Origin of the sequence: Flavobacterium sp. TAB 87 (genome assembly GCF_001529295.1) — a bacterium.
Classification (GTDB): domain Bacteria; phylum Bacteroidota; class Bacteroidia; order Flavobacteriales; family Flavobacteriaceae; genus Flavobacterium.
The window spans coordinates 1-23,535 of record NZ_LLWK01000035.1 but is presented as its reverse complement, the minus strand read 5'-3'; the positions used below and the strand labels follow the sequence as shown (position 1 = coordinate 23,535).

General features: G+C 33.2%; 22 protein-coding genes. 3 read left to right on the top strand and 19 right to left on the bottom strand.

What is annotated here, in order from left to right:
- The first annotated feature begins 68 nt into the window (after positions 1 to 68).
- Entirely contained in the window at positions 69 to 530 is a 462-nt protein-coding gene (locus tag AP058_RS06925; protein WP_066308389.1) for a hypothetical protein, read from the top strand.
- Positions 531 to 632: 102 nt separating this feature from the next.
- Here AP058_RS06925 and fbp read toward each other — a convergent pair whose 3' ends face one another.
- Complete coding sequence (gene fbp, locus AP058_RS06920) at positions 633 to 1,640, bottom strand: class 1 fructose-bisphosphatase (RefSeq protein ID WP_066308894.1); 1,008 nt, start codon at positions 1,638 to 1,640, stop codon at positions 633 to 635.
- 386 nt (positions 1,641 to 2,026) lie between these two features.
- A protein-coding gene (prfB, locus tag AP058_RS06915; protein ID WP_157492637.1) for a peptide chain release factor 2 occupies positions 2,027 to 3,125 on the bottom strand; the annotation gives its coding sequence in 2 pieces (ribosomal slippage) (positions 2,027 to 3,061 and positions 3,063 to 3,125; 1,098 coding nt in all).
- Positions 3,126 to 3,265: 140 nt separating this feature from the next.
- On the opposite strand from prfB, the gene AP058_RS06910 reads away from it, so the two are divergent.
- The gene (locus AP058_RS06910; protein WP_066308384.1) at positions 3,266 to 4,291 is read left to right on the top strand and encodes a low specificity L-threonine aldolase; all 1,026 of its coding nucleotides are present in this window, start codon (positions 3,266 to 3,268) and stop codon (positions 4,289 to 4,291) included.
- A 132-nt stretch (positions 4,292 to 4,423) separates the two neighbouring features.
- On the opposite strand, the gene AP058_RS06905 is transcribed toward AP058_RS06910, so the two are convergent.
- The 3 genes from AP058_RS06905 to aroC form a co-directional block, all read right to left on the bottom strand.
- Positions 4,424 to 6,649, bottom strand: a complete 2,226-nt coding sequence (locus AP058_RS06905; RefSeq protein WP_231739586.1) for a response regulator — start codon at positions 6,647 to 6,649, stop codon at positions 4,424 to 4,426.
- Positions 6,650 to 6,767: 118 nt separating this feature from the next.
- Entirely contained in the window at positions 6,768 to 8,048 is a 1,281-nt protein-coding gene (locus AP058_RS06900; RefSeq protein WP_066308382.1) for a dicarboxylate/amino acid:cation symporter, read from the bottom strand.
- Between the two features lie 49 nt (positions 8,049 to 8,097).
- Positions 8,098 to 9,156, bottom strand: coding sequence for a chorismate synthase (gene aroC / locus AP058_RS06895; RefSeq protein WP_066308380.1), 1,059 nt, complete (start codon positions 9,154 to 9,156; stop codon positions 8,098 to 8,100).
- A 494-nt stretch (positions 9,157 to 9,650) separates the two neighbouring features.
- Between aroC and AP058_RS06890 the strand changes: the two genes are divergently transcribed.
- Positions 9,651 to 10,148, top strand: a complete 498-nt coding sequence (locus AP058_RS06890) for a hypothetical protein (protein WP_066308378.1) — start codon at positions 9,651 to 9,653, stop codon at positions 10,146 to 10,148.
- Between the two features lie 178 nt (positions 10,149 to 10,326).
- Here the strand turns inward: AP058_RS06890 and AP058_RS06885 are convergent, their stop codons facing one another.
- From AP058_RS06885 to AP058_RS06820, 14 genes are all read right to left on the bottom strand, one after another.
- Positions 10,327 to 11,100: a glucose 1-dehydrogenase gene (locus AP058_RS06885; RefSeq protein WP_066308375.1), complete on the bottom strand. Its 774-nt coding sequence runs from the start codon at positions 11,098 to 11,100 to the stop codon at positions 10,327 to 10,329.
- A gap of 249 nt (positions 11,101 to 11,349) precedes the next feature.
- Positions 11,350 to 11,559 carry a DUF2945 domain-containing protein gene (locus AP058_RS06880; protein WP_066308372.1) on the bottom strand — a complete coding sequence of 70 codons (210 nt, stop codon included), beginning with the start codon at positions 11,557 to 11,559 and terminating at the stop codon, positions 11,350 to 11,352.
- Between the two features lie 18 nt (positions 11,560 to 11,577).
- A complete protein-coding gene (locus AP058_RS06875; RefSeq protein WP_066308370.1) occupies positions 11,578 to 12,126 on the bottom strand; it encodes a DUF488 family protein in 549 nt (182 codons plus the stop codon).
- The gene (locus AP058_RS06870) at positions 12,123 to 12,818 is read right to left on the bottom strand and encodes an SMUG2 DNA glycosylase family protein (protein ID WP_066308368.1); all 696 of its coding nucleotides are present in this window, start codon (positions 12,816 to 12,818) and stop codon (positions 12,123 to 12,125) included. The genes AP058_RS06875 and AP058_RS06870 overlap by 4 nt, the downstream gene beginning before the upstream one ends.
- A gap of 212 nt (positions 12,819 to 13,030) precedes the next feature.
- On the bottom strand, positions 13,031 to 14,167 hold the full coding sequence (locus AP058_RS06865) for an exo-alpha-sialidase (protein WP_082706599.1): 1,137 nt from the start codon (positions 14,165 to 14,167) through the stop codon (positions 13,031 to 13,033).
- A 53-nt stretch (positions 14,168 to 14,220) separates the two neighbouring features.
- Entirely contained in the window at positions 14,221 to 14,769 is a 549-nt protein-coding gene (locus AP058_RS06860) for a GNAT family N-acetyltransferase (RefSeq protein ID WP_066308365.1), read from the bottom strand.
- A gap of 156 nt (positions 14,770 to 14,925) precedes the next feature.
- Positions 14,926 to 15,600, bottom strand: coding sequence for a CPBP family intramembrane glutamic endopeptidase (locus tag AP058_RS06855; protein ID WP_066308363.1), 675 nt, complete (start codon positions 15,598 to 15,600; stop codon positions 14,926 to 14,928).
- 79 nt (positions 15,601 to 15,679) lie between these two features.
- Positions 15,680 to 16,261: a Crp/Fnr family transcriptional regulator gene (locus AP058_RS06850; protein WP_066308360.1), complete on the bottom strand. Its 582-nt coding sequence runs from the start codon at positions 16,259 to 16,261 to the stop codon at positions 15,680 to 15,682.
- A gap of 64 nt (positions 16,262 to 16,325) precedes the next feature.
- On the bottom strand, positions 16,326 to 18,077 hold the full coding sequence (locus AP058_RS06845; protein WP_066308358.1) for an amidohydrolase family protein: 1,752 nt from the start codon (positions 18,075 to 18,077) through the stop codon (positions 16,326 to 16,328).
- A 2-nt stretch (positions 18,078 to 18,079) separates the two neighbouring features.
- Positions 18,080 to 19,690 carry a GMC oxidoreductase gene (locus AP058_RS06840; protein ID WP_066308887.1) on the bottom strand — a complete coding sequence of 537 codons (1,611 nt, stop codon included), beginning with the start codon at positions 19,688 to 19,690 and terminating at the stop codon, positions 18,080 to 18,082.
- A 638-nt stretch (positions 19,691 to 20,328) separates the two neighbouring features.
- Positions 20,329 to 20,634 carry a hypothetical protein gene (locus AP058_RS06835; RefSeq protein WP_066308355.1) on the bottom strand — a complete coding sequence of 102 codons (306 nt, stop codon included), beginning with the start codon at positions 20,632 to 20,634 and terminating at the stop codon, positions 20,329 to 20,331.
- Between the two features lie 82 nt (positions 20,635 to 20,716).
- The gene (locus AP058_RS06830; RefSeq protein WP_066308350.1) at positions 20,717 to 21,043 is read right to left on the bottom strand and encodes a hypothetical protein; all 327 of its coding nucleotides are present in this window, start codon (positions 21,041 to 21,043) and stop codon (positions 20,717 to 20,719) included.
- 1,144 nt (positions 21,044 to 22,187) lie between these two features.
- Entirely contained in the window at positions 22,188 to 22,592 is a 405-nt protein-coding gene (locus tag AP058_RS06825; protein ID WP_066308344.1) for a hypothetical protein, read from the bottom strand.
- A 117-nt stretch (positions 22,593 to 22,709) separates the two neighbouring features.
- Positions 22,710 to 23,222 carry a GNAT family N-acetyltransferase gene (locus AP058_RS06820; protein WP_066308342.1) on the bottom strand — a complete coding sequence of 171 codons (513 nt, stop codon included), beginning with the start codon at positions 23,220 to 23,222 and terminating at the stop codon, positions 22,710 to 22,712.
- Between the last annotated feature and the right edge of the window lie 313 nt (positions 23,223 to 23,535).

The window sequence follows — 23,535 nt, the reverse complement described above, 5'->3', positions numbered from 1 at the left end:
TATCATAATTGTGTAATAAAAAAAATGGTCTAGTAGACGAATTTTACGGTAAACTAAATAACATATCTATGAGCACAACATTACACCTTCAAGCTACGTGTTTGGAAAACCAATATGCTTTAAGAACTATTCGTATGATAGAACTTGTAGACTATTTAAAAAAAGCCCGTTTGTCTTACGTAAAAGCCTCTCAAAATAGTAAGGATAAGAAGCAGAGCGCTACTTTTTTTGCATTTGCAAAAGAGCGAATCTTATTTATCATTCAACTTCAAAATCAGATTAAAAAATATACAAAAGCAAGTCGTTTTAATGCAAATACAGTTGCGAGAACTTCAGAAAAATCGGGTCGATTAGACTTCTTGTCTAACTCTGAAGTTTCGGCAGTACATTCGTGTATTGAGCAAGAGCAATCAATCGTTAGTATTTATAGACAAACTTTAAGAGAATTGCCGCTTTCATCTGAATTAGAAATGATTTTTTGCAAACAATTAGTTGCTGTAGAAAGTGCTATTGAGCAACTGAAAGACTAATATAAGGAATTGAAATTCTCTTTATAAATATAAAAACTGGTTCCATTATTGGTAACCAGTTTTTTTGTGCAGTTTAATTCGTGTTATTTGAAGAGTTATTTTTTATTTAGATTCTAGCATAAATTCTTCGGCTTTTTCTACCATATTCTTGCTTCCACAGAAAAACGGAATTCTTTGATGTAATTCTGTTGGAGTTATTTCTAATATTCTATTTTCTCCGTCAGATGCTTTACCGCCTGCTTGTTCTGCAATAAACGCCATTGGATTTCCTTCGTATAACAAACGTAATTTTCCTTTTGGAGCTTTGCTACTTGTGGGATAAATATAAATCCCACCTTTTATCATATTTCTATGAAAATCAGAGACTAAGCTTCCGATGTACCTAGAAGTATAGGGACGATCACCTTCTTCGGTTTGACAATATTTTAGATAATTTTTTACACCCTGAGGAAAATGCACATAATTACCTTCGTTGATAGAGTAAATATTTCCATCTTCTGCAAAAGTCATATTAGGATGCGAGAGATAAAAGGTTCCTATTGCTGGATTCAGTGTAAAACCATTTACACCGTGACCGGTGGTATAAACCAGCATCGTAGACGTTCCATAAATAACATAACCTGCTGCTACTTGATTCACGCCAGGTTGTAAAAAATCTTCTAAAGTTACTGGAGTTCCAATTGGAGTAATTCGTCTGTAAACAGAGAAGATAGTTCCTACTGAGACATTTACATCAATGTTTGAAGATCCGTCTAGAGGATCCATGAGAACGACATATTTGTTGCTATGACTTTTATCGTTTCCTTCAACAGTAATAAAATCGTCATTTTCTTCTGAAGCAATTCCGCACACAATTTCACGATTGATAAGTGTTTGAATAAAAACTTCGTTGGCATAAACATCTAGTTTTTGTTGGTCTTCTCCTTGAATGTTTTGTGCGCCAGCGCCGCCAATGATATCAACGAGACCCGCTTTGTTTACTTTGTAATTGACCACTTTTGCAGCCAGTCTGATCGAGTTTATAATTCGAGACAATTCGCCCGAAGAATATTGGAAAGCTTGTTGATTTTCGATGATAAATTCACCTAAAGTTTTGTTGTGTTTAGTCATTACTATATCGATTGCGTTTGGTCTGGCAAATATCGTATTATTTTGCATTAATACACCTACAGGCAACTTCTTTTTTTGATGCTTTACATGTAAAACGTCATTTTTGGATTGATATTACTATTTTTAAGATCAAATCATCACTTATTTTTACTAAAATCTCATTATGAGTACAACTATTTAAAGTAAAATTTACTACGCTTATTTCTCGTATTTATAATGTATTCAATTTGTAGCAAAAACTCATTCTTTTGTAGATTGTTATAAAGTTCATTTATCTAGAAACAGAGCGATTTTTAGGCGAAGATGTATTAGTGAAATTATATTTACTAAAAAAGGGCTTGATTTTATTTAAAAAACCAAACCCTTTTCTCAGATTATTTCTTAGACTATTCTTCTTCTCTTTGTCCCATCATCATCAGGAACGCTTTTAAAAATCCGTCGATATCACCATTCATTACTCCATCTACGTCGCTGGTTTCGAATCCTGTTCGTACATCTTTAACTAATTTATATGGTTGCATGACATAGTTTCGAATTTGCGAGCCCCATTCGATTTTCATTTTTCCAGCCTCAATATCAGCACGTTGCTCTTGCTGCTTTTTCAACTCAATTTCGTACAATTGCGAACGTAACATTTGCATAGCACGTTGTCTGTTGTCTTGCTGTGAGCGAGTTTCTGAACACTGAATTTGTATTCCAGTTGGTTTGTGTACCAATTGCACTTTCGTTTCTACTTTGTTCACGTTTTGTCCGCCAGCACCGCTTGATCTTGAAGTTGTAATTTCAATATCAGCTGGATTAATGTCAATTTCGATGCTGTCATCAACCAATGGATACACATACACAGAAACGAACGAAGTATGGCGCTTGGCATTACTATCAAAGGGAGAAATTCGTACTAAACGATGTACTCCGTTTTCGCCTTTTAAATAACCAAAAGAATAATCACCATCAAACTCTAAAGTCACCGTTTTTATTCCAGCAACTTCTCCTTCTTGAAAGTTTAATTCTTTTATTTTATAGCCATTTTTTTCGCCCCACATCATGTACATGCGCATCAACATTTGCGCCCAATCGCAGCTTTCCGTTCCACCAGCACCAGCAGTTATCTGCAGAACAGCACTTAAGCTGTCCCCTTCATCTGAAAGCATGTTTTTGAATTCGATGTTATCAATATGGGTTTCAACTGCAAAATATTGTTCATCCAATTCTTCAGAAGAAACTTCACCTTCCTTATGAAATTCATATGCCAGTTGCAGTTCATCAGTAACCTCAATTGCTTTGTCGTAATCTTCAATCCATTTTTTCTTATTGCGAAGGTTTTTTACAATAAGTTCCGCTTCTTTTGCATTGTTCCAAAAATCGGGAGCAAAAGTTTTTTCTTCCTCGTTGGCAATTTCAATTAGTTTAGCATCAACGTCAAAGATACCTCCTCAACGCACCAAGACGCTCCACAATACCTTTTATTTGTTCGGTTGTTGTCATAAATTAATACTAGTTTAAATAAGATAATTAAAATACATTCGTTATTATGCAACGGTTCTCGTTAATACTATTTATTTTTATGGTAGAACGAGTCCGAATACGTAATTTTGTAGGCAAAAATAAGATATAGTTTTTAGAATATGGAAATAAATTTAGTTAGCGATACAATCACCAAGCCAAGTATAGAAATGTTGCAATATATGTTTAATGCACAAGTAGGAGATGATGTGTACAAACAAGATCCTACTGTAATTGAGTTGGAAGCCAAAGTTGCCAAAATATTTGGTATGGAAGCTGGTCTTTTTTTTCCTTCGGGAACTATGGCCAATCAAGTTGCAATAAAATTACATACACAGCCAGGAGAGCAATTAATTGCAGATAAATATGCGCATGTTTATCATTATGAAGGTGGTGGAGTTTCTTTTAACAGCGGTGTTTCTTGCTGTCTAATTGATGGAAATCGCGGAATGATTACCGCCGAGCAAGTGCAAGGGGCGATTAACGATCCAGAATTTTACCACAGTCCGTTGACAAGTTTGGTTTGTATTGAGAACACAACGAATAAAGGTGGCGGAGCGTGTTATGAAATTGAAGATTTAAAAAACATCAAAAGAGTTTGTGTTGCAAATAATTTAAAATACCATTTGGATGGTGCTCGTATTTGGAACGCCCTTATCGCCAAAAATCAAGATCCGAGAGAATTTGGAAAACTTTTTGATACCATTTCGGTTTGCTTGTCTAAAGGTTTGGGTGCACCAATTGGTTCAGTTTTGCTAGGAAGTAAAGCGTCGATACACAAAGCACTTAGAATTCGAAAAATATTAGGAGGCGGAATGAGACAAGTAGGATATTTGGCCGCTGCAGGAATTTTTGCTATTGATAATAACTGGCAACGACTGGCGGTTGATCATAAAAGAGCGCAAGAAATTGCAGCAGTATTGCAAACGAAAAGTTGGGTTGCCACTGTTGAACAAGTTGAAACTAATATTTTAATATTTTCTCTTCAGAAATACTGTAACGAAAAGGAAGTAATAGAAAAATTAAAACAAAAAAACATATCGATAAGTTCGATGGGACAAGGGCGCTTACGAATTGTTACGCACTTAGATTATAGAGCTGTTATGCATACCTACGTTTTAGATACGATACAAAAATTAGAAATTTAATTTTTAAGCTCCTCCGTTTGTGGAGAATTGCAATAAATTATAGTTGTTTATTAGTGACTATTTTTGAAGTAGGTGAAAATCTTTAAAGGGAATTAGTTTTAATTCATGGCAGTTTATTTTAGTATAGACTGCTTACAATTCACTTTTATTTTTATAAACCAGGCAATTTATAATTTTAAATAATTTTAGTGGGTCAAATGGTTTGATAATGATGTCATTCATGCCGCAAGCTAATGCGTCTTCTGTAACTTCTTCTTTGTCAAAAGCAGTAAGAGCGACAATTGGCGTTTCAATTCCCAGGCTGCGTATGCGTTGCGTGGTCTCAAATCCATTTAATATTGGCATATTGATATCCATTAATATAATGTCAAATTGCTCCGTTTTTAAAATTTTTATTGCCGAAAATCCATCTTCAACTACAGTACAGAGATAATTGTTTTTTTCGATAATTTTTTTTGTGACCAATTGATTAATTGAATTATCCTCGACCACTAAAATTCGCAAAATTTCTTTTGATGTCAAGTCGACGTCAATTTCATTGATAATTTTTGTAGTCATTTCTGGATCATGGTCAAAAGCTATCGTAAAAGTAAAAGTAGAACCTTTATCCACCACACTTTCTAAACTTATGGTGCTGTCAAATAAGCTTAATAAGTGTTTTACAATTGTTAATCCTAAGCCAGTTCCTTGGTAGTCGGTTTCTTTTCGGCCAACTTGAACAAATTTTTCGAATATTTTATCTTGATCTAAATCTGCGATTCCCATTCCGGTATCTTTGATCTTAAATTCAAGATAATGCGATTTGCCTTCCGTTTTTACTAAATTAATGTGAACAAAAATGTTTCCGTCTTTAGTGAATTTTAAAGCATTGCTAATTAAATTCATCAAAATTTGAGACAGCCGAAGTTTATCTCCTATTAAATATTCGGGAATAGCAGGATCTACTTTTACAAGAATTTGATTGTTATTACTCTGTGTTAAAAAAGAAAGTGAATTTTTGATCATATCGACTTCGTCAGAAATATTAAAAGTCATTTGTTCTAAAATCACCTTTTTTTCTTCAATTTTATTAATCTGAAGAATATCATTTACTAACAGCAGCAGATATCGAGCCGAGAATTTTAAAGATCGAAGATGTTGACTTTTAGAAAGTTCTTTGTGTTCTTCTAACAGCATGTTTGTAATTCCAACTACTCCGTAAAGCGGCGTTCGTAGCTCATGACTAATAGTCGAAATGAATTGAGTTTTTAGCTTAGAACCTTCTTCGGCTTGTTCTTTAGCCAAGCGCAATTCTTCATTTGCCTGCAGTAATTGTGCGTTTGCTTTTTTCTTGAAATTGACGTTTCTAAATAAAGTTACGATGAGCAGTAAAAAAATCAGCGACAGTGAGATGGATAGAAAATTTATTAATTTTGATTTTTGTAGATTTTGAATTTGAGTTAATTTTTCATTTTCAATTTTAATTAGTTCACGTTTGTACTCATCTAATTCTAAATTTGTACCCTCGAGTTCTGCTTTATTAAAAATTTCTACGTTATTTAATTGGTCGACGATGGTGTTGTATTTTAACAAGTTTTCGTAAGCTGCGTCTGGTTTGCCTACACGATCTAAAAATTGTGAATAGGCTAAATAAGCATAAGAAAGGTCAGATTGCTTGTCCCATTTATTACCTTCATTTATTGCTTTTAAGAAATAATTATGCGCTACATAGGATTTATTTAGGTGTGCGGCATAAATCGCGTTGATCATGTAGAATGCTGTCGAAGTTGCGGGAGAAAGTAATTCAGAACTATGTTTATTGACGTAATTTAGAGTTTCTTTTCCTTTCTCGAACTCTCCAATCTTAAAGTATGCCCAAGTAATATTTACTTTCGTCAAAAAAATGCCAAGTAAATCGTTTGATTTGTTACTATATTCGATCGCCTTTTCAAAGTGAAGAATTCCTTTGGCAGTTTCTTTTCTGTCAAAAAAATAAATATTTCCTAAATTGTTATTTATCTTTCCTTTGATAACATCGTCTTCTGTTAAATTGGCGTGATACAATGCTTTATCATAATAAAAAACAGCCTTGTTAATTTGTGAAATAACATGACAATTTCCTGCGATAATATTATAACATCTGGCAATTAGTAAATTATCTTTTGATGCAATTGCAAAATTTAAAGCTAATCTAGAAGTAAGTAATGATTTTTGAAACTGTGACGTATTAAAATAAGATACTGCAGTATCGGTGAGTACTTTTATTTCTGAAACACTGAGCGTGTCTGCTTGCGCGAATCCTTTGGGAGTACAAAAAGTAAGTACGAATAGTACAAATAAAACAAAACGAATTTGCGACATAAAGATGTTATTGTTCAACCAAATATACATTTATTATTGAACAATATATTGTTTTTAAAAATTTTATAGATAGCTATTAAAATAACAAAGCGCCATTTGAGAAAGGCGCTTTGCAGTGTTTTTATTAACTTATTAATTAGCTTAATTCTTCTGTGAGCTCTTGATCACCTTCCCATTGACCCACTACTGATGTTGCTAAAGCATTTCCTAAAACGTTGGTAGCACTTCTAAACATATCGCAAAAATGATCGATCGGTAAGATCAAAGCAATTCCTTCAATAGGAATGTCAAACATACCACAGGTTGCGGCAACCACAACTAAACTAGCTCTTGGTACACCAGCAATTCCTTTACTGGTTAGCATCAATACCAATAACATTACCATTTGTGTTCCTAGATCGAGATGAATTCCATAAGCTTGTGCTATAAACATACTGGCGAATGTCATATACATCATACTTCCATCCAAATTAAAGGAATAGCCCAGCGGAAGCATAAACGATACAATTTTATCTTTTACGCCAAAAGCTTCTAGTTCTTCCGTTAATTTTGGAAAAACTGCCTCGCTACTTGTAGTTCCAAAAGCGATAATTAACGGACTTGTAATTCTTTTTAAAAGAACCGTCATTCGTGATTTTAAAAATAGATAGCCAACAATAATCAAGAATACCCAAAGTGTACCTATACCCAATAAAAATGATCCGAAGAACTTAAAATAGGTTACTAGAAGTTCTTGAAAATCGCGAACGGCAAATACACCCGCAATAGCACCAAAAACACCAATTGGAGCGAAGTTCATTACATAATTTACCATGCGCAATACAATGTGCGATGTTTTGTCTAAAGCATTTATCACTGGTTTTACAGTATCACCTAATGCTGCTGCTGCTAAACCAAAAAAGATAGAAAATACAACAATTTGCAAGATTTCATTAGTTGCCATCGCTTCAAAAATACTCTTCGGAACGATATGTTCGATAAAGTTCGCAAATGATATGGACTGTGTTTTACCGGTAACTTCAGCTGCAGAAGCAAGATCTACATGAGGAAGATTTAATCCAACTCCAGGTTCTAAGACATTTACAAAAAATAAACCAATTAATAAGGAGATAAAAGATGCTGTAAAAAACCAACCTAAAGCTCTTCCGCCAATTCGTCCTACGGCTTTTACGTCGCCTAGTTTTGCAATTCCAACTACTAATGTGGTAAAAACCAAAGGCGAAATAATCATTTGTACCAAACGAATGAAAATCGTCGCCAAAATTTGTATTTTATCACTAAATTCTTTGGCACCTTCTGGCGAAATGTTTTTATGAAGAAAGATTCCGAGTACGGCACCTAGAAACATTGCAACCAAGATTTGGCCAGTTAAGCTTCTAAGAAAAGACGTTTTTTTGATTTCGGTTGTAGTGGTCATTTATATATATTTAATTGATGTGTCTAAGACGCTCACTGTCTTAGTACGATTAATAGGTTTTGTTTAGCAAATAAAAATCTGCTAGAACAATTGCAGCCATTGCTTCAACAATAGGTACTGCACGAGGAACTACGCAAGGATCGTGTCGTCCTTTTCCTGTCATTGAGGTAATCTCTCCTTTATTATTTAAAGAATCTTGAGTTTGCATTATAGTAGCAACGGGTTTAAAAGCTACTTTAAAATAAATATCCATTCCATTGCTTATTCCGCCTTGAATTCCTCCAGAAAGATTTGTTTTAGTCGTTCCATCAGAATTGTACAAATCATTATGAGCACTGCCTTTCATCTCTGCGCCAGCAAAACCGCTACCGTATTCAAAACCTTTTACCGCGTTTATCGATAACATTGCTTTGCCTAGCTCTGCGTGCAACTTATCAAATACAGGTTCTCCTAAACCTACTGGTACGTTTTGAATTACGCAAGAAACAACGCCGCCAACAGTATCACCTTGTTTGCGAATGTCTCTGATGTATTCTTCCATTACTATTGCTGCGGCCTCATCTGGACAACGCACAGGATTGTTTTCAGTTTTTGACAAATCTAATTCTTGGTACGATTTGTCTAAGTGAATTGGTCCGACAGATGAAACGTAAGCGTTGATTTTTATTTCAGGAAGCATTTGCTTAGCAATAGCTCCAGCTACTACACGACTTGCTGTTTCTCTAGCCGAACTGCGTCCGCCACCGCGATAATCGCGAAAACCATATTTTTGATCATATACGTAGTCGGCATGACTTGGTCTGTAATTGTCTTTAATATGAGAGTAATCGTCTGATTTTTGGTTGGTATTTGGAATTATGAACCCGATTGGAGTTCCCGTGGTTTTACCTTCAAAAAGACCAGAAAGAAATTGCACCGCGTCTGGTTCTTTACGTTGTGTTACAATTGCTGATTGTCCAGGTTTCCTGCGTGCCATTTCTGTTTCTATAGCTTCAAAATCAAGGGTTATCCCAGAAGGACAGCCATCAATAATTCCGCCTAAAGCTTCGCCATGTGATTCTCCAAAAGTAGTTATTTTGAATAGTGTTCCGTAGCTATTTCCTGCCATTTTAGTTAGTTTTGAGCAAATGTAAGTTTTATGAATTAAACTAAAAAATTTATAATAATGAATTCCTTTTACAAAAAAATATATAAACCGTTCATTTTGTTAAAACTATAAAGCAATTTACATTTGATCGTCATTAAGGTATGATTTTATCAATTAGAGGTAAAATAAAATAAGTGCGGTTGATATATGATTAAAAACTTTCTGAAAAATTCTTTTTATTTTATGATTAGTAAGTAGAAGCAAAGTTTAAAACTTGAACGTTAAATTTTAGCGGCATCAGTCTTAACGACGCTTATTTGTACTCCAAAATTTAAGAAATTTCAGAGAAAATGATCTCTATTCTGTTTTAAAAAAAAAACTAAAATTTTAGGGTACTTATTTGTATTATTTATTTGGAAAATCAAAAGATGTAAATTGTAGAATAAATTTTAATTATTATGTAATGCATTACTGATTATTTGCTTTAGATTTGCTTAAAATTAATATAAAAACTTATGAAAAAAATTATTTTATCTGCCATGATGCTATTAGCAATTGGCTTTGCAGCTCAGGCTCAGGACATTTCTAAAAATGCTTTAGGTCTACGTTTTGGTGATAATGACGGTTTTGGTGGAGAAATCTCTTACCAAAGAGCATTATCTTCAAACAATAGACTAGAGGTTGATTTAGGATGGAGAAATAGTAATCATTATGATGCAGTAAAAGTTACAGGTATATACCAATGGGTTTGGAATATTGAAGGTGGTTTTAACTGGTATGCTGGTGTTGGTGCTGGTTTAGCTGCTTGGGATGATAACTATGATGGACCTAAAAATAACGATTACAAAGATAGCGGAACTTACGTTTTTGCTGCTGGAGATATCGGAATTGAGTACGGATTTAAAGAAGTGCCAATTTTAATTTCATTAGATGCTAGACCAGAAATTGGTACTGGTGGTTACAATGATGATTTTGGATTTGACATTGGTTTAGGTATCCGTTACAGATTCTAATTCAAACAAATCGTCTGATATTCGATTGATACAATTGAAGAAAAAGGCTGCAAATTATTTTGCAGCCTTTTTTTGTTTATGCAACATTCCGAATAGTTTTCCTCTTCTATAATTGAATTTTTAAACAGATTAATTGCTTTGAAGTAGAACTGATGCGTCGTTCGGAATCTATAAATGATTATTCTAAAACCTGAACGCCACCACCATTTACAAATATTGTTTGTCCGCTTACCCATTCTGAAACTGGTGAAGCAAAATAAAGTATGGCGCCAGCAATATCATCCGCTTTTCCTAATCGCTTGATAGGTGTGTGCGCCAACATTGTTTTTTCGATTTCGGGAGTCAATACGCTTTCTAATGCTGCGGTTCTTGTTGCCCCAGGACCTACAGCGTTAATTCGTACTTCTGGTCCAAAGTCATGTGCCAGATTTGCAATCATATGATTTACTGCTGCCTTTGAAGCACCGTAACCACTCATGTTAGGACTTTTATTGATACTAGACATTGAAGTTGTAACTACAATGGATCCATATCCTGCTGTTTTCATGTGCGGTACACAAAGCTGACTTAAGCGCCAAACACTAAAAACATTCAGTTCAAAATCGCGTTTAATTTCATCTACTGATATTTTAAAAGGATTTTCACGACCACCGCCACCGCCACCTGCATTATTAATAAGGATATGAATGGATCCAAATTTCTTAACCGTTTCGTCAACAAGATTTACAAGATTTTCATCTTTCAAAATATTACATTCTACAGCTAAAACTTGCACACCGAATTGTCTGATTTCCTCTGCGGTTTTTTCGGCGTCATCTTTCTTAAAATCTCCGATTACAATATTTGCTCCAGCTTTAGCCAGCATAATTGCAGTTGCCTTACCAATTCCGTTCGCTCCACCTGTTACTATCGCAGTTTTACCTGTTAAATCGAACAATTTATTAAAGTCCATGTTTCTCTTTTTTTAATTAAATAAGTTTTTTTGCTGTGAAAAATAAAGTTTGGATTAGAAAATATAAGTTATTTTAAAATCCAAAAATTGAAGGTAAAGCAATTATTTGAACTGTTTTCTGTGTAAATAGATGTCGCGAGGCTTTGACGTCCTTTTTAAATCAAATTTAACGAGATAGAAGTTTATTTAAGAGTAAGAAGGGGAGAAGTATTCTTAAAAAATTAATCTTAATTGATGATAAATTAAAACCTACTGTTTGGTTAATGCAGTTCCTTTGTGCGCAGCAATATGATCTGTTTTGTCACTTTTTATTTCGTATTGAGGTTCATCTTCTGTCGCATGATGCGTATATCCTTTGTATTCAAAATTTTTTATATGCTTTTTAATAATTGTCCCTGATACTTTCCCTGCTTCGGAGTTCCAGCTCACCGCATCTCCAATTTTAAAATATGTTTTCATGCTAGTAGTTTTTAAGTATTATGTTTCATCTGCGGCTGCATCCGAATATAAAACGCAACCATTGACAATTCGGGCGGGTTGAGTGTATGGATGCTCTTGAATTTTTGCTTTTGCCATAATGTGTAAAACAGTCCAGTCGGCTGCTTTTAAATAATCAGAAATCATAGAACGATGGCAGCGCCACCAAACTGCCTCAGAGCACATGTAGGCAGTATTCTTTTCTAAAGCAACAGCTTCCAATGCTACAACTGCATTTTTAAAGGCGTCACTTTCCATATAATCGGCATAACCACGAAAAGAAGCATTGTTCCAACGGGTATTTTTTGTGTCTTTTCTTGCAATTCTTCTACCACCAAGATCTGCAAAATAAAGGTATTGTATTCCTACTTCAGCCAAGGATTTTTTTAAACTTTCTTGATCAAATTGAGGATACTTTCGGGAACCAGGCAATCTTCGAACATCGGCAATAACTTTTATTTCAAAAGAAGCGAGCATTTCCAAAAACTCCACTAAAGTATGCGTAGAGTGACCGACGGTATATATAGTCGGATTTTTTAGCGCACTCATAATAAATGATTTAAGGTTAATATATACTTGTCGATATAAAGTTGCTTTTCTTTTGATTTATATTGTTGAATGTATCTCGGATGTTCGAGAACCTTTAAATTTCCGAATAATTTAGCCTCTTGATTTAATTTGTGGATAAATTGTGCATTTTTCTTCCCTAGAATACAAACCTCTTCTGTTTCTAAACCCAGACTAATGTGCTTTTTTAACGAATCAATCATGAAATCTTTAACCAACTCAAATAACTTAGAATCATCGTAGTAGTTCGCATTTAACCATTTTCCTTCTTTCGTTTTACGCACAATAGCTAAAGGGAAAGGAGAGTTGATGTAGAATTGTTTATAAAAAGTAGCTGTTCCGCCATACTCGGCAATCATATCATACATGTAAACAGACGAGATCTCATGCGTGTGGGCAGAGTCCATTTTAATGCCACATTCACTTTCTAATCGTTTAGTATCGGTAAAAGGAACTCCAGTCACTCCAGCACCATGTCGGCTCGGATTAATTCCCACAATAAATTTTCTGCTGTTCGAATCATTGTAAAATTTATAATAAAATTGCCGCATCACATCCATCGTTTCGGGATTATCCATATAAGGATTAAGTACCTGATAACCATCTGGAAGTTGATCTGAGTAGTGCAGTTGCGTATTGAATTCAATTACTTTATTTGCAATGCTTTTTGACATAAAAATTCTGCTTTTTTTATTTAAAGCCGTTTCTTGCAAATAGTAAGGAAAATTAAAGATTGAATAATTTCTTTTAGCAAAAAAGGCTTAATAGTAAAGTTAGCAAATAGAATTTAAAAGTAGATAAAAAGAAACATCAAATCCAGTTTTAGAGCCCTAAATAATAGAAAAATATTTGTTGTAAAAAGACTAAAATAGATTTGTTTTGGATACTATTTGCCTTGTTTTTTCTTACTCGATTTAACTGCATCAGTCCCATCAGTTAGCCAATCTAAAGAAAAACTTACAAATGCATTTTTTTTATAACCGTCTTTTTCAAAAAAGAGTCCAATATCGCCGTTTTTTAAGACAGTCATCGATGAATATGCAGATTCTCCGACGTAAATTGTCTTTCCTTTACTCCACGTCTTCCCTTCGTCATAACTAATTTTTACGGTCAGATTTTCGCGTTTGTTGGGCGAATTTACATTTGAAAAAAGCAGTCGGTTTTTACTATATTTTTTGTCTTTTAAACTGTATCGAATGAAACTTGCATTGCAAGCCGGATCAATTAATTGGGAATCTGGATTTGATGTCCACGTTTTTCCGTGATCTGTTGACGTATGTATGTATCTGACACCAACTTTACTTACTCTACTATTGATCATCCAAGAACCATCTTCTAATTCCATAATTTTTGACTCATCAGCAGGTAAAATGGGAGTATCAATTAAACTCCAATTTTTTCCGTGATCGTCACTTTTAAAGACAAATAATCCTTTTTCTAAATTGACGATAGTATGTAGTAGTTCGCCCGATTTTGTTTGAAGTCCTCTACCAGATGTAATGAATTTGAAATCTTTTTTCCATTCTGGTTTTGTAATTTGAGCAGTAATATCGGTAGGAGTAGACCATGTTAAACCGTTATCTTTACTTGAAACCATTTTTAAATAATAGACATCTTTTTCTGTTTCTAAATTCATGTAGTTAAAAAACATAAAGATCTCGCCTGACGATTCATCTACAATCATTGAAGGATCTGAGGCAGATTCTCCTAAAGGATAGTCAACAATAGTTTGAATTTTTGACCAAGATTTGCCGCTGTCTGCACTTCGCCTCATCACTATATTGATATCATTATTTGACCTAAGATCACCGCAGGACGGAACTCTTTCATCAATTGCAGCAATTACATCGCCATTTAAAGCGGTGATGATCGAGGGTATTCTATAACATGAAACACCTTCTTTCATATCAGAACTAAACAGGTTTACAAATTTAAGTTCCTCTTTTGCACTTTGTGCGATTCCGATTTGTGACACTGTTATAAAAGATAAAAAGAATAAAATGGTAGTGAATTTAAGTTGCATAACTGTTTTTTTAGAAGAGATGTGTAAGATACTACTTTTTTTTACGACAAAAATTACGTTCTATTAATTTGATATTCTTTGTTTTGCAAAAACCAATATAGCATTGTATCGTCTGTTTTTGTGGTAAAGAAATTTAATTTGTGGAGCAAATTAATAGAGAATTGATTCTCCATTAAACAACTGGCGGTTATTTCCTTCACAATTCCTGTCGCAAACGCCCATTTTATAAGTGCTTCGGCTGCCTCTCTCGCAAACCCTTTTTTTCGCTCTTCCGCTATTATTCCATAACCAATGTCGGCACTTTTTAATAGAGTATTAAATCCTTTAAATCCAGCATCGCCAATTATTTCTAAGTTGTCTTTTTTTATAATTATCCAAGATTCAAATCCTGTAGGTGATGCTACTTGAGCTAGATTAGCGATTATTTTAGGTAAAGTTTCTAATACGTCTGCATCTGGCCAACTTTTCCCTTTTTTGAAGTTTCGTTTTTCTAAATCACTATAGTCTTCACGCATTAGATTCTCACATATTTTGGTTGTAAACGGAATAAGAATTAATCTCTCGGTTAGTAGTTGATCTATCTGTAGTGCTTGTGGTTTCAATGGTTTGTGTTTTGAATTTTAAAGATATGAATTTTACGTATTTTATATGTATAACTTTACAATTGTATAGGAATAACTGTAGATCAAAAAACTAATGATTAAATATATATAAAGGTCTAAATGAAGCGCTCCGACTGTAGTGGTGCTAAAGTAATTTTAGAGTCTGTTTTGTTTTCGTTTTTTAATTATAAGAGAAAGTATCCAAACTGATACTAAAAGTATTAAAATGATAATTTTTATTTGGCTCATTTCTGGAAAAAAGTTATTTAAAGAATGAAACGCTGAGACCGCAAGCAGAGAGTGCGTGCGATCGGCTACCGCTCCTATTCCCCAACTTGCGAGGATCAAAATTCCGAAAAACAATATATTAGAAGTCGTTAGGTTAAAGTTTAGATGCCAAATAAACCACAGTGTTGCAACAATCAAAACGTTTGCAATTGCTGGTAGTGACTTTAGTTCTTGCTGTAAAAAACCACGCCAGCCCATCTCTTCTAATAATCCATAAACTAGTATTGCTGTAACGGCAACAAATGAGAATGTTCCGCTGGTGTAGTACTCGGTTCCCAAGATCAAAACAATCGGAAAGATCCAATACAAAAGAAGTGGAATTAAAAGATTTTTATAATTTCCTTTAAGAGAAGGTGTTGGTTTTATTTTAAAGATTAAAAATGAAATTACTGCACCAATCGCAGGACCAATTCCTTGTAAAATTACTTTTAAAAATTCGGAGCTTAGATTATCTAATACTGTCGTTTTGTTAGTTACATAACGAAGTGCGATTGCGATGCTATAAAAAACTACAATTGCTAAATAATTAATCTTGGTTTTCATAAAGGATTGGTTTTAATTATGATTCAAAATTAAAGATCTAATTTGTTTAAAAAATTGACTTTGGGTAAGAAATGAAAATTTAAACTATTTTTTTTCTAATTCTGCTTAAACTTTCGGCAGTGACACCAAGATATGAAGCAATTATTTTTAGGGAAGTTCGTTGAAAAATTTCGGGGCGTTCTTTAATGAGTTTGAGATATCTTTCTGTAGGAGAAAGAGCTAATAGATTAATTTGCTCTGATTGTTTGCGAATGAACATAGCATCTGATATTGCTTTACCACCCAAAAGTCCTTTCGCAGATCTTACATACAAAGCGTTTAAATCTTTATAATTGATAGACCAAATGATCGTCTTCTCTAAACTCTCCGTTTTTATAACTGTTGGAGATTGTGTCAAGAAGGATAAATAATCGCTAAAAATCTGATTTTCATAATATAAATTAATACAAATGTCTTTATCGTCTGCCAAAACAAAATGTGCTGCAGAACCACTAACTACTATATTGATGTAGTTTTCTGTTTTATTATATTCTTTACTAATTTCATTTTTGGCAAATAGGCGAGTGGTCACAGATTTAGCAAATTCATTCCACAAATTCATATCAGCACTATAATCTTGATCAAATACTTTTTTTATTTTTTCAGGCGTAGGCTCTTCCATTATAGTATCTTTTTCATTTAAGGAAGCTGAAATAATTTTATCTTATTCTGAAAATAATCTACTATTACACGTTTGTTTTTTCCATAAACCTTCCATACTTGACGGATTTTCCGTAACCTGATACAAAATTTTCATTTTTAAAGATTGTCTTTCCTCCAACCAAAACTCGTGCAATTACTCCTTCATTTCTATTGACTAATCGGGCATAGTTTCCGAATTCTATTATAGGTTCAAGTTCAACGTTTTCGGTTACGTTGTTCAAATTTTCAGGATTTAAAAGTACTAAATCAGCGATTTTGCCTATAGTTATATGACCACAATCTAAATTAAACCAATCTCCTTGCTCTTTGGTAAGTCTCCAAATGCATTTTTCCATACTCATAATAGGATTTCCATTATCGATGGAATCCTGAACTGTTTGTATCATTTTTAAAGGAAAATTGTAAAAAGCCATGTTATTAAGATGTGCAACAGCATCTGAAAAACTGATTAAATTGTACGGAAAATTATAAAGGTCCTTGTACTTTTCTTTTTGGTCATTTGCAATAGTTGTTGTCCATCTTATTTTTTTATCATAGGTAATAATAGTGCCTAAAAATACATCGACAGGATGACTGTTTCTCTCTTTTGCCATTTCGTAAAAGTTTTTACCAATTAAACTTTTATCTGGACAATCGATAATAACTGCTTTACTTAAATCTTTGTGCCATACTTTTGGCGCAAATTTTTTCTTTATTTCTTTTTTAAAATTATCTCTAAATTTAGGATCTGTAATCAGAAGATTTCTTTTATCTAGTTCTTTTGCAAGATGACGAAGTGCTTCTCCACTTGGAAATTCTTCAAACATAACAGAATCGACTCCGTCATAATAAACCGTAAACGGACAAGGGGGAGACTGCATCCTGAAATTTGCATTTCCTAAAAGATTTATACTTCTTGAAGCGAATGCAATTAAAGGATAAATATAACGATCACCAATTAAATCCATCATTGCAATCATGGTCGTTTTTAGTGGTTTTCTAAAAATACCAGTACTTGCTAACATGTAATTAAAAGCGTTTACTCGAGTAACCAAATTGGGCGCACCTTGAAGAATAGCATCTCTCTCTCGAAGTAGTTCGACTAAACTTTTACGTTCTTTCCAAGACGAGTAGAAGGAAGGCGTTTTATGCGACCAGTACCGATCACCATCCATTTTATCCCAAGGATTATCCATAGTCGATAATCCGATAAACCCTTCGTCCAAAGCAGCTGTTAACAGCTGAAGCATTTCCTGCTCTTCTTTTTTTGTAGCCGATACGTTGTCAAGCAAAGAGCGTTTGATTCCCATTGCTTTCATCCGAATATCAGAATGACCGATGAATGAAGCGACATTGATTCCTAATGGTAGGGTATTAATATATGCTTTCCATTGTTTTGGCGTATTCCATGTTTTTTCTTTTTCTAACAAAGGCAACATGACTTCTCTTGGAATTGCTTCGACTCTTGTAAATGAATCGGCGGTATCTTCGGGGCTATTAAATACAGCAGAAACAGAGCAACTGCCTAAAATTATTGTGGTAACTCCATGTCGTGCCGATTCTTTGAGTCCAGGAGAGGCAAGAATTTCGGCGTCGTAATGCGTGTGCGAATCTACAAACCCGGGAACAATCCATTTTCCTTTGGCATCAATTATTTCTACATTTTCATCCTCATATAAAATGTTTGTACCTATTTCTTGTATAAGACCATTGGCGTCAATTAGTATATCTTGTACGATAGCTTTTTGATCGTTATCTCCAGAAAAAAGCAGACCATTTTTGATGAGTATTTTCATGATTAAAAATCTTTTTTAAGAATTTCTTCCATACAATATTCTGCGATGGCCGTTATCGTTAAAAACGGATTAACTCCAATGCTTGCAGGAACGAGTGCACCATCGGTTATGTATAGATTTTCGTATCCTTTTACCCTTCCGAAAAGGTCAGTTGTCTTGCCTATTACTGCACCACCCAACGGATGATAACAAATGTCGGGTCCATACCCTTTTCCCCATAATAATCCTGCAGGAGTTCCGCCGTTGGCCTTATTCATTTTTTTTATAAAATACTTGGCGTTATCAACAGTATGTTTAAAGTTTTTCTTTTCCCAGTTAATTTTAATATCTCCAATAGCTGGGTCGTACGAGATACTTCCGGGAACAGGAACTTTATTGATGACTAAATATAACGCAGTGTACACTTCCATACCCATTGGTAAGGGTGATATTTCGGCAAAGAAAGCATGCTTCTCATCATTCCAATTATCAATTCCGGAAACGGGAATAGTCGACTGTTTCGAGCCTGTACCGGTACTGTGATTTTCTTCCGTCGCTTCATCCTCTACACGATTAAAAAGCGTGTTTACCATATTTCGACCCGTCATCACATTACCATTATTTCCCCAATTGCCTCCCACTGTTTTGTCAAAATTGGTCATTTTTCCTTTATGCATAGCTGTTAACAAGAGCTTAGTTGTACCTAAACTTCCTGCATTTAAAAATAGCTTTTTACAGTTTATCGTTTTCTTTGCAACTACTAAGCCTTCTGTATCAATAATGTCTACAAAAACAGTATATCCTTTTTCTGTTTGTTTAAAATAATCTACTCGATGCAGGTCTTGAATACTTAACAGCCCCGTTTTTAGCGCTTTTTTTAGATATGTTTTTTCAAGACTTTGCTTGCCATGATTATTACCATAAATAACTTCTTTTGCTAAAGCTGATTTAGGAACTTCTCCCGCTTCCTCTTTTTTCATGTAATCAAAAGAGTAGACATTTGGTACTCTGACCGTTTTGAATCCTGCATGATGCGCTTCACTTTCTCCTACTCTGGCGAACTTGTAGTAGGGTGATTCATTATAATAATCGTTTGATATTTCATTGACTTCAAGCTCTTTTTGAGCTAAAGGAAAATAAGTATTCCAAAATTCATCGACATTCAATTCTGGAAACATTTTCTGAAAGTATTCCTTCTTTGGTTGCACTGCCATTCCTCCATTCACCAAAGATCCACCGCCAACCCCTCGACCAGCATATACCTTTATATTCTCAAAATCCATGCGGTCGAGAACGCCAGTAAATTTTTTATTGAACATTGCAATATTCATCATTGGCGCTTGAGAAGATTTCTTCAACCAAGTAGAATTATTTTTTGGAGTTATTAGGTCTGAGAACGGTTTATATTTTCCGTTTTCTTTTTCCCAGTCTAAACCCATTTCTAGCATCACAACCTTTTTACCAGCTTGGGTAAGTCGCAAAGCTGCAACGGCTCCTCCATAGCCAGAACCAATCACTAAATTCTCAATAGTTTCTTCGCTATGATTTAGTTCTAAATTAATTCCGAAAGCACTAGCTGCAACCATACCAGCGCTTGAAGCTGATGTTATTTTTATAAAAGTTCGTCGTTCCACAGTATATTTTTTAAAATACGTATTCAATTTAAAGTCATTTAGAGATGGATTATAACCACCTTCAACTACTAATGTACGAATTAAAAAGACTTTAGAATAAAGAATTTTTTAAGCAAATCTGTTTTTTTAATGGTATTTCAGATTTTTGTGGTACCTGTTTGATCAAAACTGAATTGATCTTTAAGTTAATTTTTGAATTTTAAAAAATCTTCTAATAGTTATTTTTTTTTGATACTATGAGTTGTACAGAATTTAAATTTTAATCAGTTCAAAACTTTAAAAAGCAAAGACTAACTTTTTTTAATTTTTCAAAATTGATTTTTTTATCTTTTGTTGGTAATTAGACCTTCATTTGTTTCAAATCCGGAATACTATTCACCACGATAGAAATTGGTTCACCACGATTATTTTGTATCAATTTTTCGAAATGGTGGTATATTTCATCTTCACCAAATTCTATAAAAAAGTTATAGTTCTTTTGATCTTTTACAAAGGTAAATTTTATAAGATTTGGCAATTCCTGCTTCCCATACTTTAAGTTGACAACATCTTCATTGTGTAAGACTTGACTTTTTCCATTAAAAAAACAATAATTTAGCGTTGCTTTTTGTTTGTCCTAAATTAGTAATAGTCATTTTTTAGTTGAATTTTTGATAGTATTTGTTTGTCCAAATGCCGAATAGAATAGCTTTACAGTTGTTTACTGTTTTCCTAAATTGAGGTCTGTCTTCGCAAATGCAAGTATCATTTAAAACTTTTGTTCTTTGATCTTTTTCTACAATATCGTAATCTTTAATTAGGTCAGGACTAATTTCATCAGCTTTATAAATTTCTATTTCCTTGGTGTCATTAACGCCCGAAATCCATAAGACAACAGCACCACTTGGCGCAATACCAGCAATCAATTCATTATAATTCCCTTGGATCAATTCGGCATCAGTCAATTTTTCTTTTACATCTCTTCTAAAGCCATTTTTAAAAAAAACCAGACATCTTCCTTTTATCTAATTTTGTATTTAACTCGTACTATTTATTTTCTACATATGAAGACCAATATAGCAGTACGTTATCTGGTACTGCAATTCTGCCAGCGAGTGAAGATTTGAAAGTCGTATCGCCAAAACCCCAAACAATTGAAAACACTTTATTAGTTTGTAAATGAATTGAAGGATTGTGATGTCCTTTTACAGCAACATCAAAGTTGAGCTTTGAAAGTAGTTTGATTGGATAGCCTACCGAAGTAGAAATTCCTTGTTGATAATCATATCTTTCAGTAGCATTATAAACCTGTTCGTTGCTATAGGTCGCTCTTTCTTCTATATATGTAAACCAAAGCAGCAGCGTTCTAGCCATAAAAAATAAAACAGAAGTTGTAACAAGAGCGAATAAATTTCTTTTAGGAAAGAATTTATCATTTTATGTTTTATATTACAGATAAGTTCGGTAAATTCTAAAATTTGTGTAAAATCTTTTTAACCTTTTGATCTATAAGAAGTTTAGTTGAAAAATTTTTTAAAAATGGTCTAATTCTTAATGAATTTGCTTGTAACCGAATCTATAATTTTTTCAACTTAATTTTGTGTTTACATCTCATCTTGAACAATGTTTAATAATATGCCGCATTATCAGTAGGACGCATTTTATTTAAAATTTCTACCTAAATGAATAATCACAGATGGTTTGTTTACTTCTGCAATGCGCTAGATATATTTCAATCATTTAAAGTTTGTACATTGTTCCCATTTTTTTTTAGATCTAAATTCTAGACCTGTGTACTACTAACCCGATCACACAAATTCACAGAAATTAAACTAGATATATCTTAATAGTACTACACTTTTTTTGCTCTACATCGACAATATAATTTGTTTTAAACCGATTAAAAATATAGCAGACAACTTCGTAGTAATCACAGCAAAGTAATTAATCTATTTCACTACTATTTTATTTTTTGAAAAGGATTTTTTTATGATTTTATCTTTGATTGTTCTCTTCCTATAAACTTCCAAACAAGAAGTATTGTCATTTTAAAAAAATATATAGCTTCTATTTTGAAACTATCAATACTTGACTGACAATCAATTTTTTTATTGAATTCAGCTTATCTATAAAGTTTTATATCTTGCCTGATATGTCACTTTCCAAATAACTGACTTTTGCAAGAAAGGTACTAATCAAAACATACAGCGATTTCATACTAATTGTTTGAAGCAATTATTTGTTTGTATTCTCTTGATTAAAGTAGTCGTGCTCGTGTATTTGAAAGAGAAAGTACTGCTAAAAAAAATTGGAAGTGCGGTAATTAAAATTTAATACCGGTACTGATACCATAGGACTTAAAAATTAAATCTCCAGATTTTTCTTGTTGGTAATTAAGTATAGGATCAGCTCCTTCGAGTCTCAAAAATTGCTGCTCTGTAAATAAATTAATTGCTACATTAAACTTATTCCGTTTAATAACTGGAACTCCAATCCCAAGTCTTGCATTTGTACCACTTTAAAATTGTTCTTTATTTAAACTAATCTCATTTGTTAGGGAACAATATACAAACACATTGTCTGTGTCTACAAAAAAGAATTTTACTACTCCTCCTATTTCTGCCATCGAAAAATCAGGTTGGTTATACTTTTTATAACCGCTAATTAGCCCTATACTTAGTTTTTTAAATAGCATATAATTATAGGAATATGTTAATCCTATTGCTGGTTTTTTAACGTTTAAATCTTCATCCCAAATTATATGTTTTGTATTATCAGTACCGAAATAGCTGTAACTGTATTTTGTTTTATTATGAATAATGACATCAATCTCAGCGTTAGAATACCATTTTGTTACTTTTTTATTTTGACCATATCCAAATGAACTTATAAATATGCAGATCAATAAAACTTGTCTTTTCATTCTTTTTTTAATTAAATTTGTTCAAGTGTTTCCGTATCTTCTTATGCCCAATCATAAAATGATTTTTGTCCGTAGCACTAAATCATTTCTCTATCTCCATATTACTCTTTTACGCAATTAGTTTAATTTTATTTCAAATAAACATACGTCCGCATTATGGTAATGTATTGGCAAATCAGATGTATTTTCTAATTTATTCATACCGATAAAATTAAAACCACATTTTTTATAATGATTGATTAGCACATTATTTTTTCCGCAGGTATCCAATCTAATACATTCCTTTTTTTGTTCTACTGCAAGATCTTTAGCCCATTCAACAATTTTTTGTACGAAGTTTTGTCCTCTAAACTCAGGATTTGTGGCTATTCTATGAATATAGATAGAAGAATTATTTTCTTTATCTTCCCATATTTGCGCATCGTTAAATGTTATAGCCCAAACACAAGCTATTTTGTTTTCGATTATTATTTTAAATTGTCTTTTCTCACGAATTTCGGAAGTAATTAATTTTTCACTAAATTCAGGCCATTGATTGTCCGGAAATTTTATTTTCTGAAATTCAGTTGCTAATTTGTATAACCTAAAGATTTCTGGGATATCATTTAAAGTACTATTTGTTATTATCATATTTTTAACGGAATAAGTTTCTAACGTAATTTCTTTTCGATTAAAGTTATCCTTATGTTTCCAAATAAGAAAGCAATTTGATTAACTTTAGGCTTTTCTACATTTAAAAAATAAAGCTACGATTTATTTTGGTTTAGAGTTGATTTTAGTATTTAAATCTCCATTCTATGATCTTAATTGAGTCTTTTGCAAGCTATTTTTATACTACAATTTTATACATTTTTTGGTTATAAAATTGCGTTGGATTCGTGACTCTACTGTCTTGTCCTAGTCTAGGTTGACTATTTTTTTATTAAAAAATAGGTTCAAAACT

Coding starts and splice junctions, on each gene's coding strand:
- AP058_RS06925 (WP_066308389.1), top strand. CDS start 69: ATGAGCACAACATTACACCTTCAAGCTACGTGTTTGGAAAACCAATAT.
- fbp (WP_066308894.1), bottom strand. CDS start 1,640: ATGACTAAACACAACAAAACTTTAGGTGAATTTATCATCGAAAATCAA.
- AP058_RS06910 (WP_066308384.1), top strand. CDS start 3,266: ATGGAAATAAATTTAGTTAGCGATACAATCACCAAGCCAAGTATAGAA.
- AP058_RS06900 (WP_066308382.1), bottom strand. CDS start 8,048: ATGACCACTACAACCGAAATCAAAAAAACGTCTTTTCTTAGAAGCTTA.
- aroC (WP_066308380.1), bottom strand. CDS start 9,156: ATGGCAGGAAATAGCTACGGAACACTATTCAAAATAACTACTTTTGGA.
- AP058_RS06890 (WP_066308378.1), top strand. CDS start 9,651: ATGAAAAAAATTATTTTATCTGCCATGATGCTATTAGCAATTGGCTTT.
- AP058_RS06885 (WP_066308375.1), bottom strand. CDS start 11,100: ATGGACTTTAATAAATTGTTCGATTTAACAGGTAAAACTGCGATAGTA.
- AP058_RS06880 (WP_066308372.1), bottom strand. CDS start 11,559: ATGAAAACATATTTTAAAATTGGAGATGCGGTGAGCTGGAACTCCGAA.
- AP058_RS06875 (WP_066308370.1), bottom strand. CDS start 12,126: ATGAGTGCGCTAAAAAATCCGACTATATATACCGTCGGTCACTCTACG.
- AP058_RS06870 (WP_066308368.1), bottom strand. CDS start 12,818: ATGTCAAAAAGCATTGCAAATAAAGTAATTGAATTCAATACGCAACTG.
- AP058_RS06865 (WP_082706599.1), bottom strand. CDS start 14,167: ATGCAACTTAAATTCACTACCATTTTATTCTTTTTATCTTTTATAACA.
- AP058_RS06855 (WP_066308363.1), bottom strand. CDS start 15,600: ATGAAAACCAAGATTAATTATTTAGCAATTGTAGTTTTTTATAGCATC.
- AP058_RS06850 (WP_066308360.1), bottom strand. CDS start 16,261: ATGGAAGAGCCTACGCCTGAAAAAATAAAAAAAGTATTTGATCAAGAT.
- AP058_RS06845 (WP_066308358.1), bottom strand. CDS start 18,077: ATGAAAATACTCATCAAAAATGGTCTGCTTTTTTCTGGAGATAACGAT.
- AP058_RS06830 (WP_066308350.1), bottom strand. CDS start 21,043: ATGGCTAGAACGCTGCTGCTTTGGTTTACATATATAGAAGAAAGAGCG.
- AP058_RS06825 (WP_066308344.1), bottom strand. CDS start 22,592: ATGAAAAGACAAGTTTTATTGATCTGCATATTTATAAGTTCATTTGGA.
- AP058_RS06820 (WP_066308342.1), bottom strand. CDS start 23,222: ATGATAATAACAAATAGTACTTTAAATGATATCCCAGAAATCTTTAGG.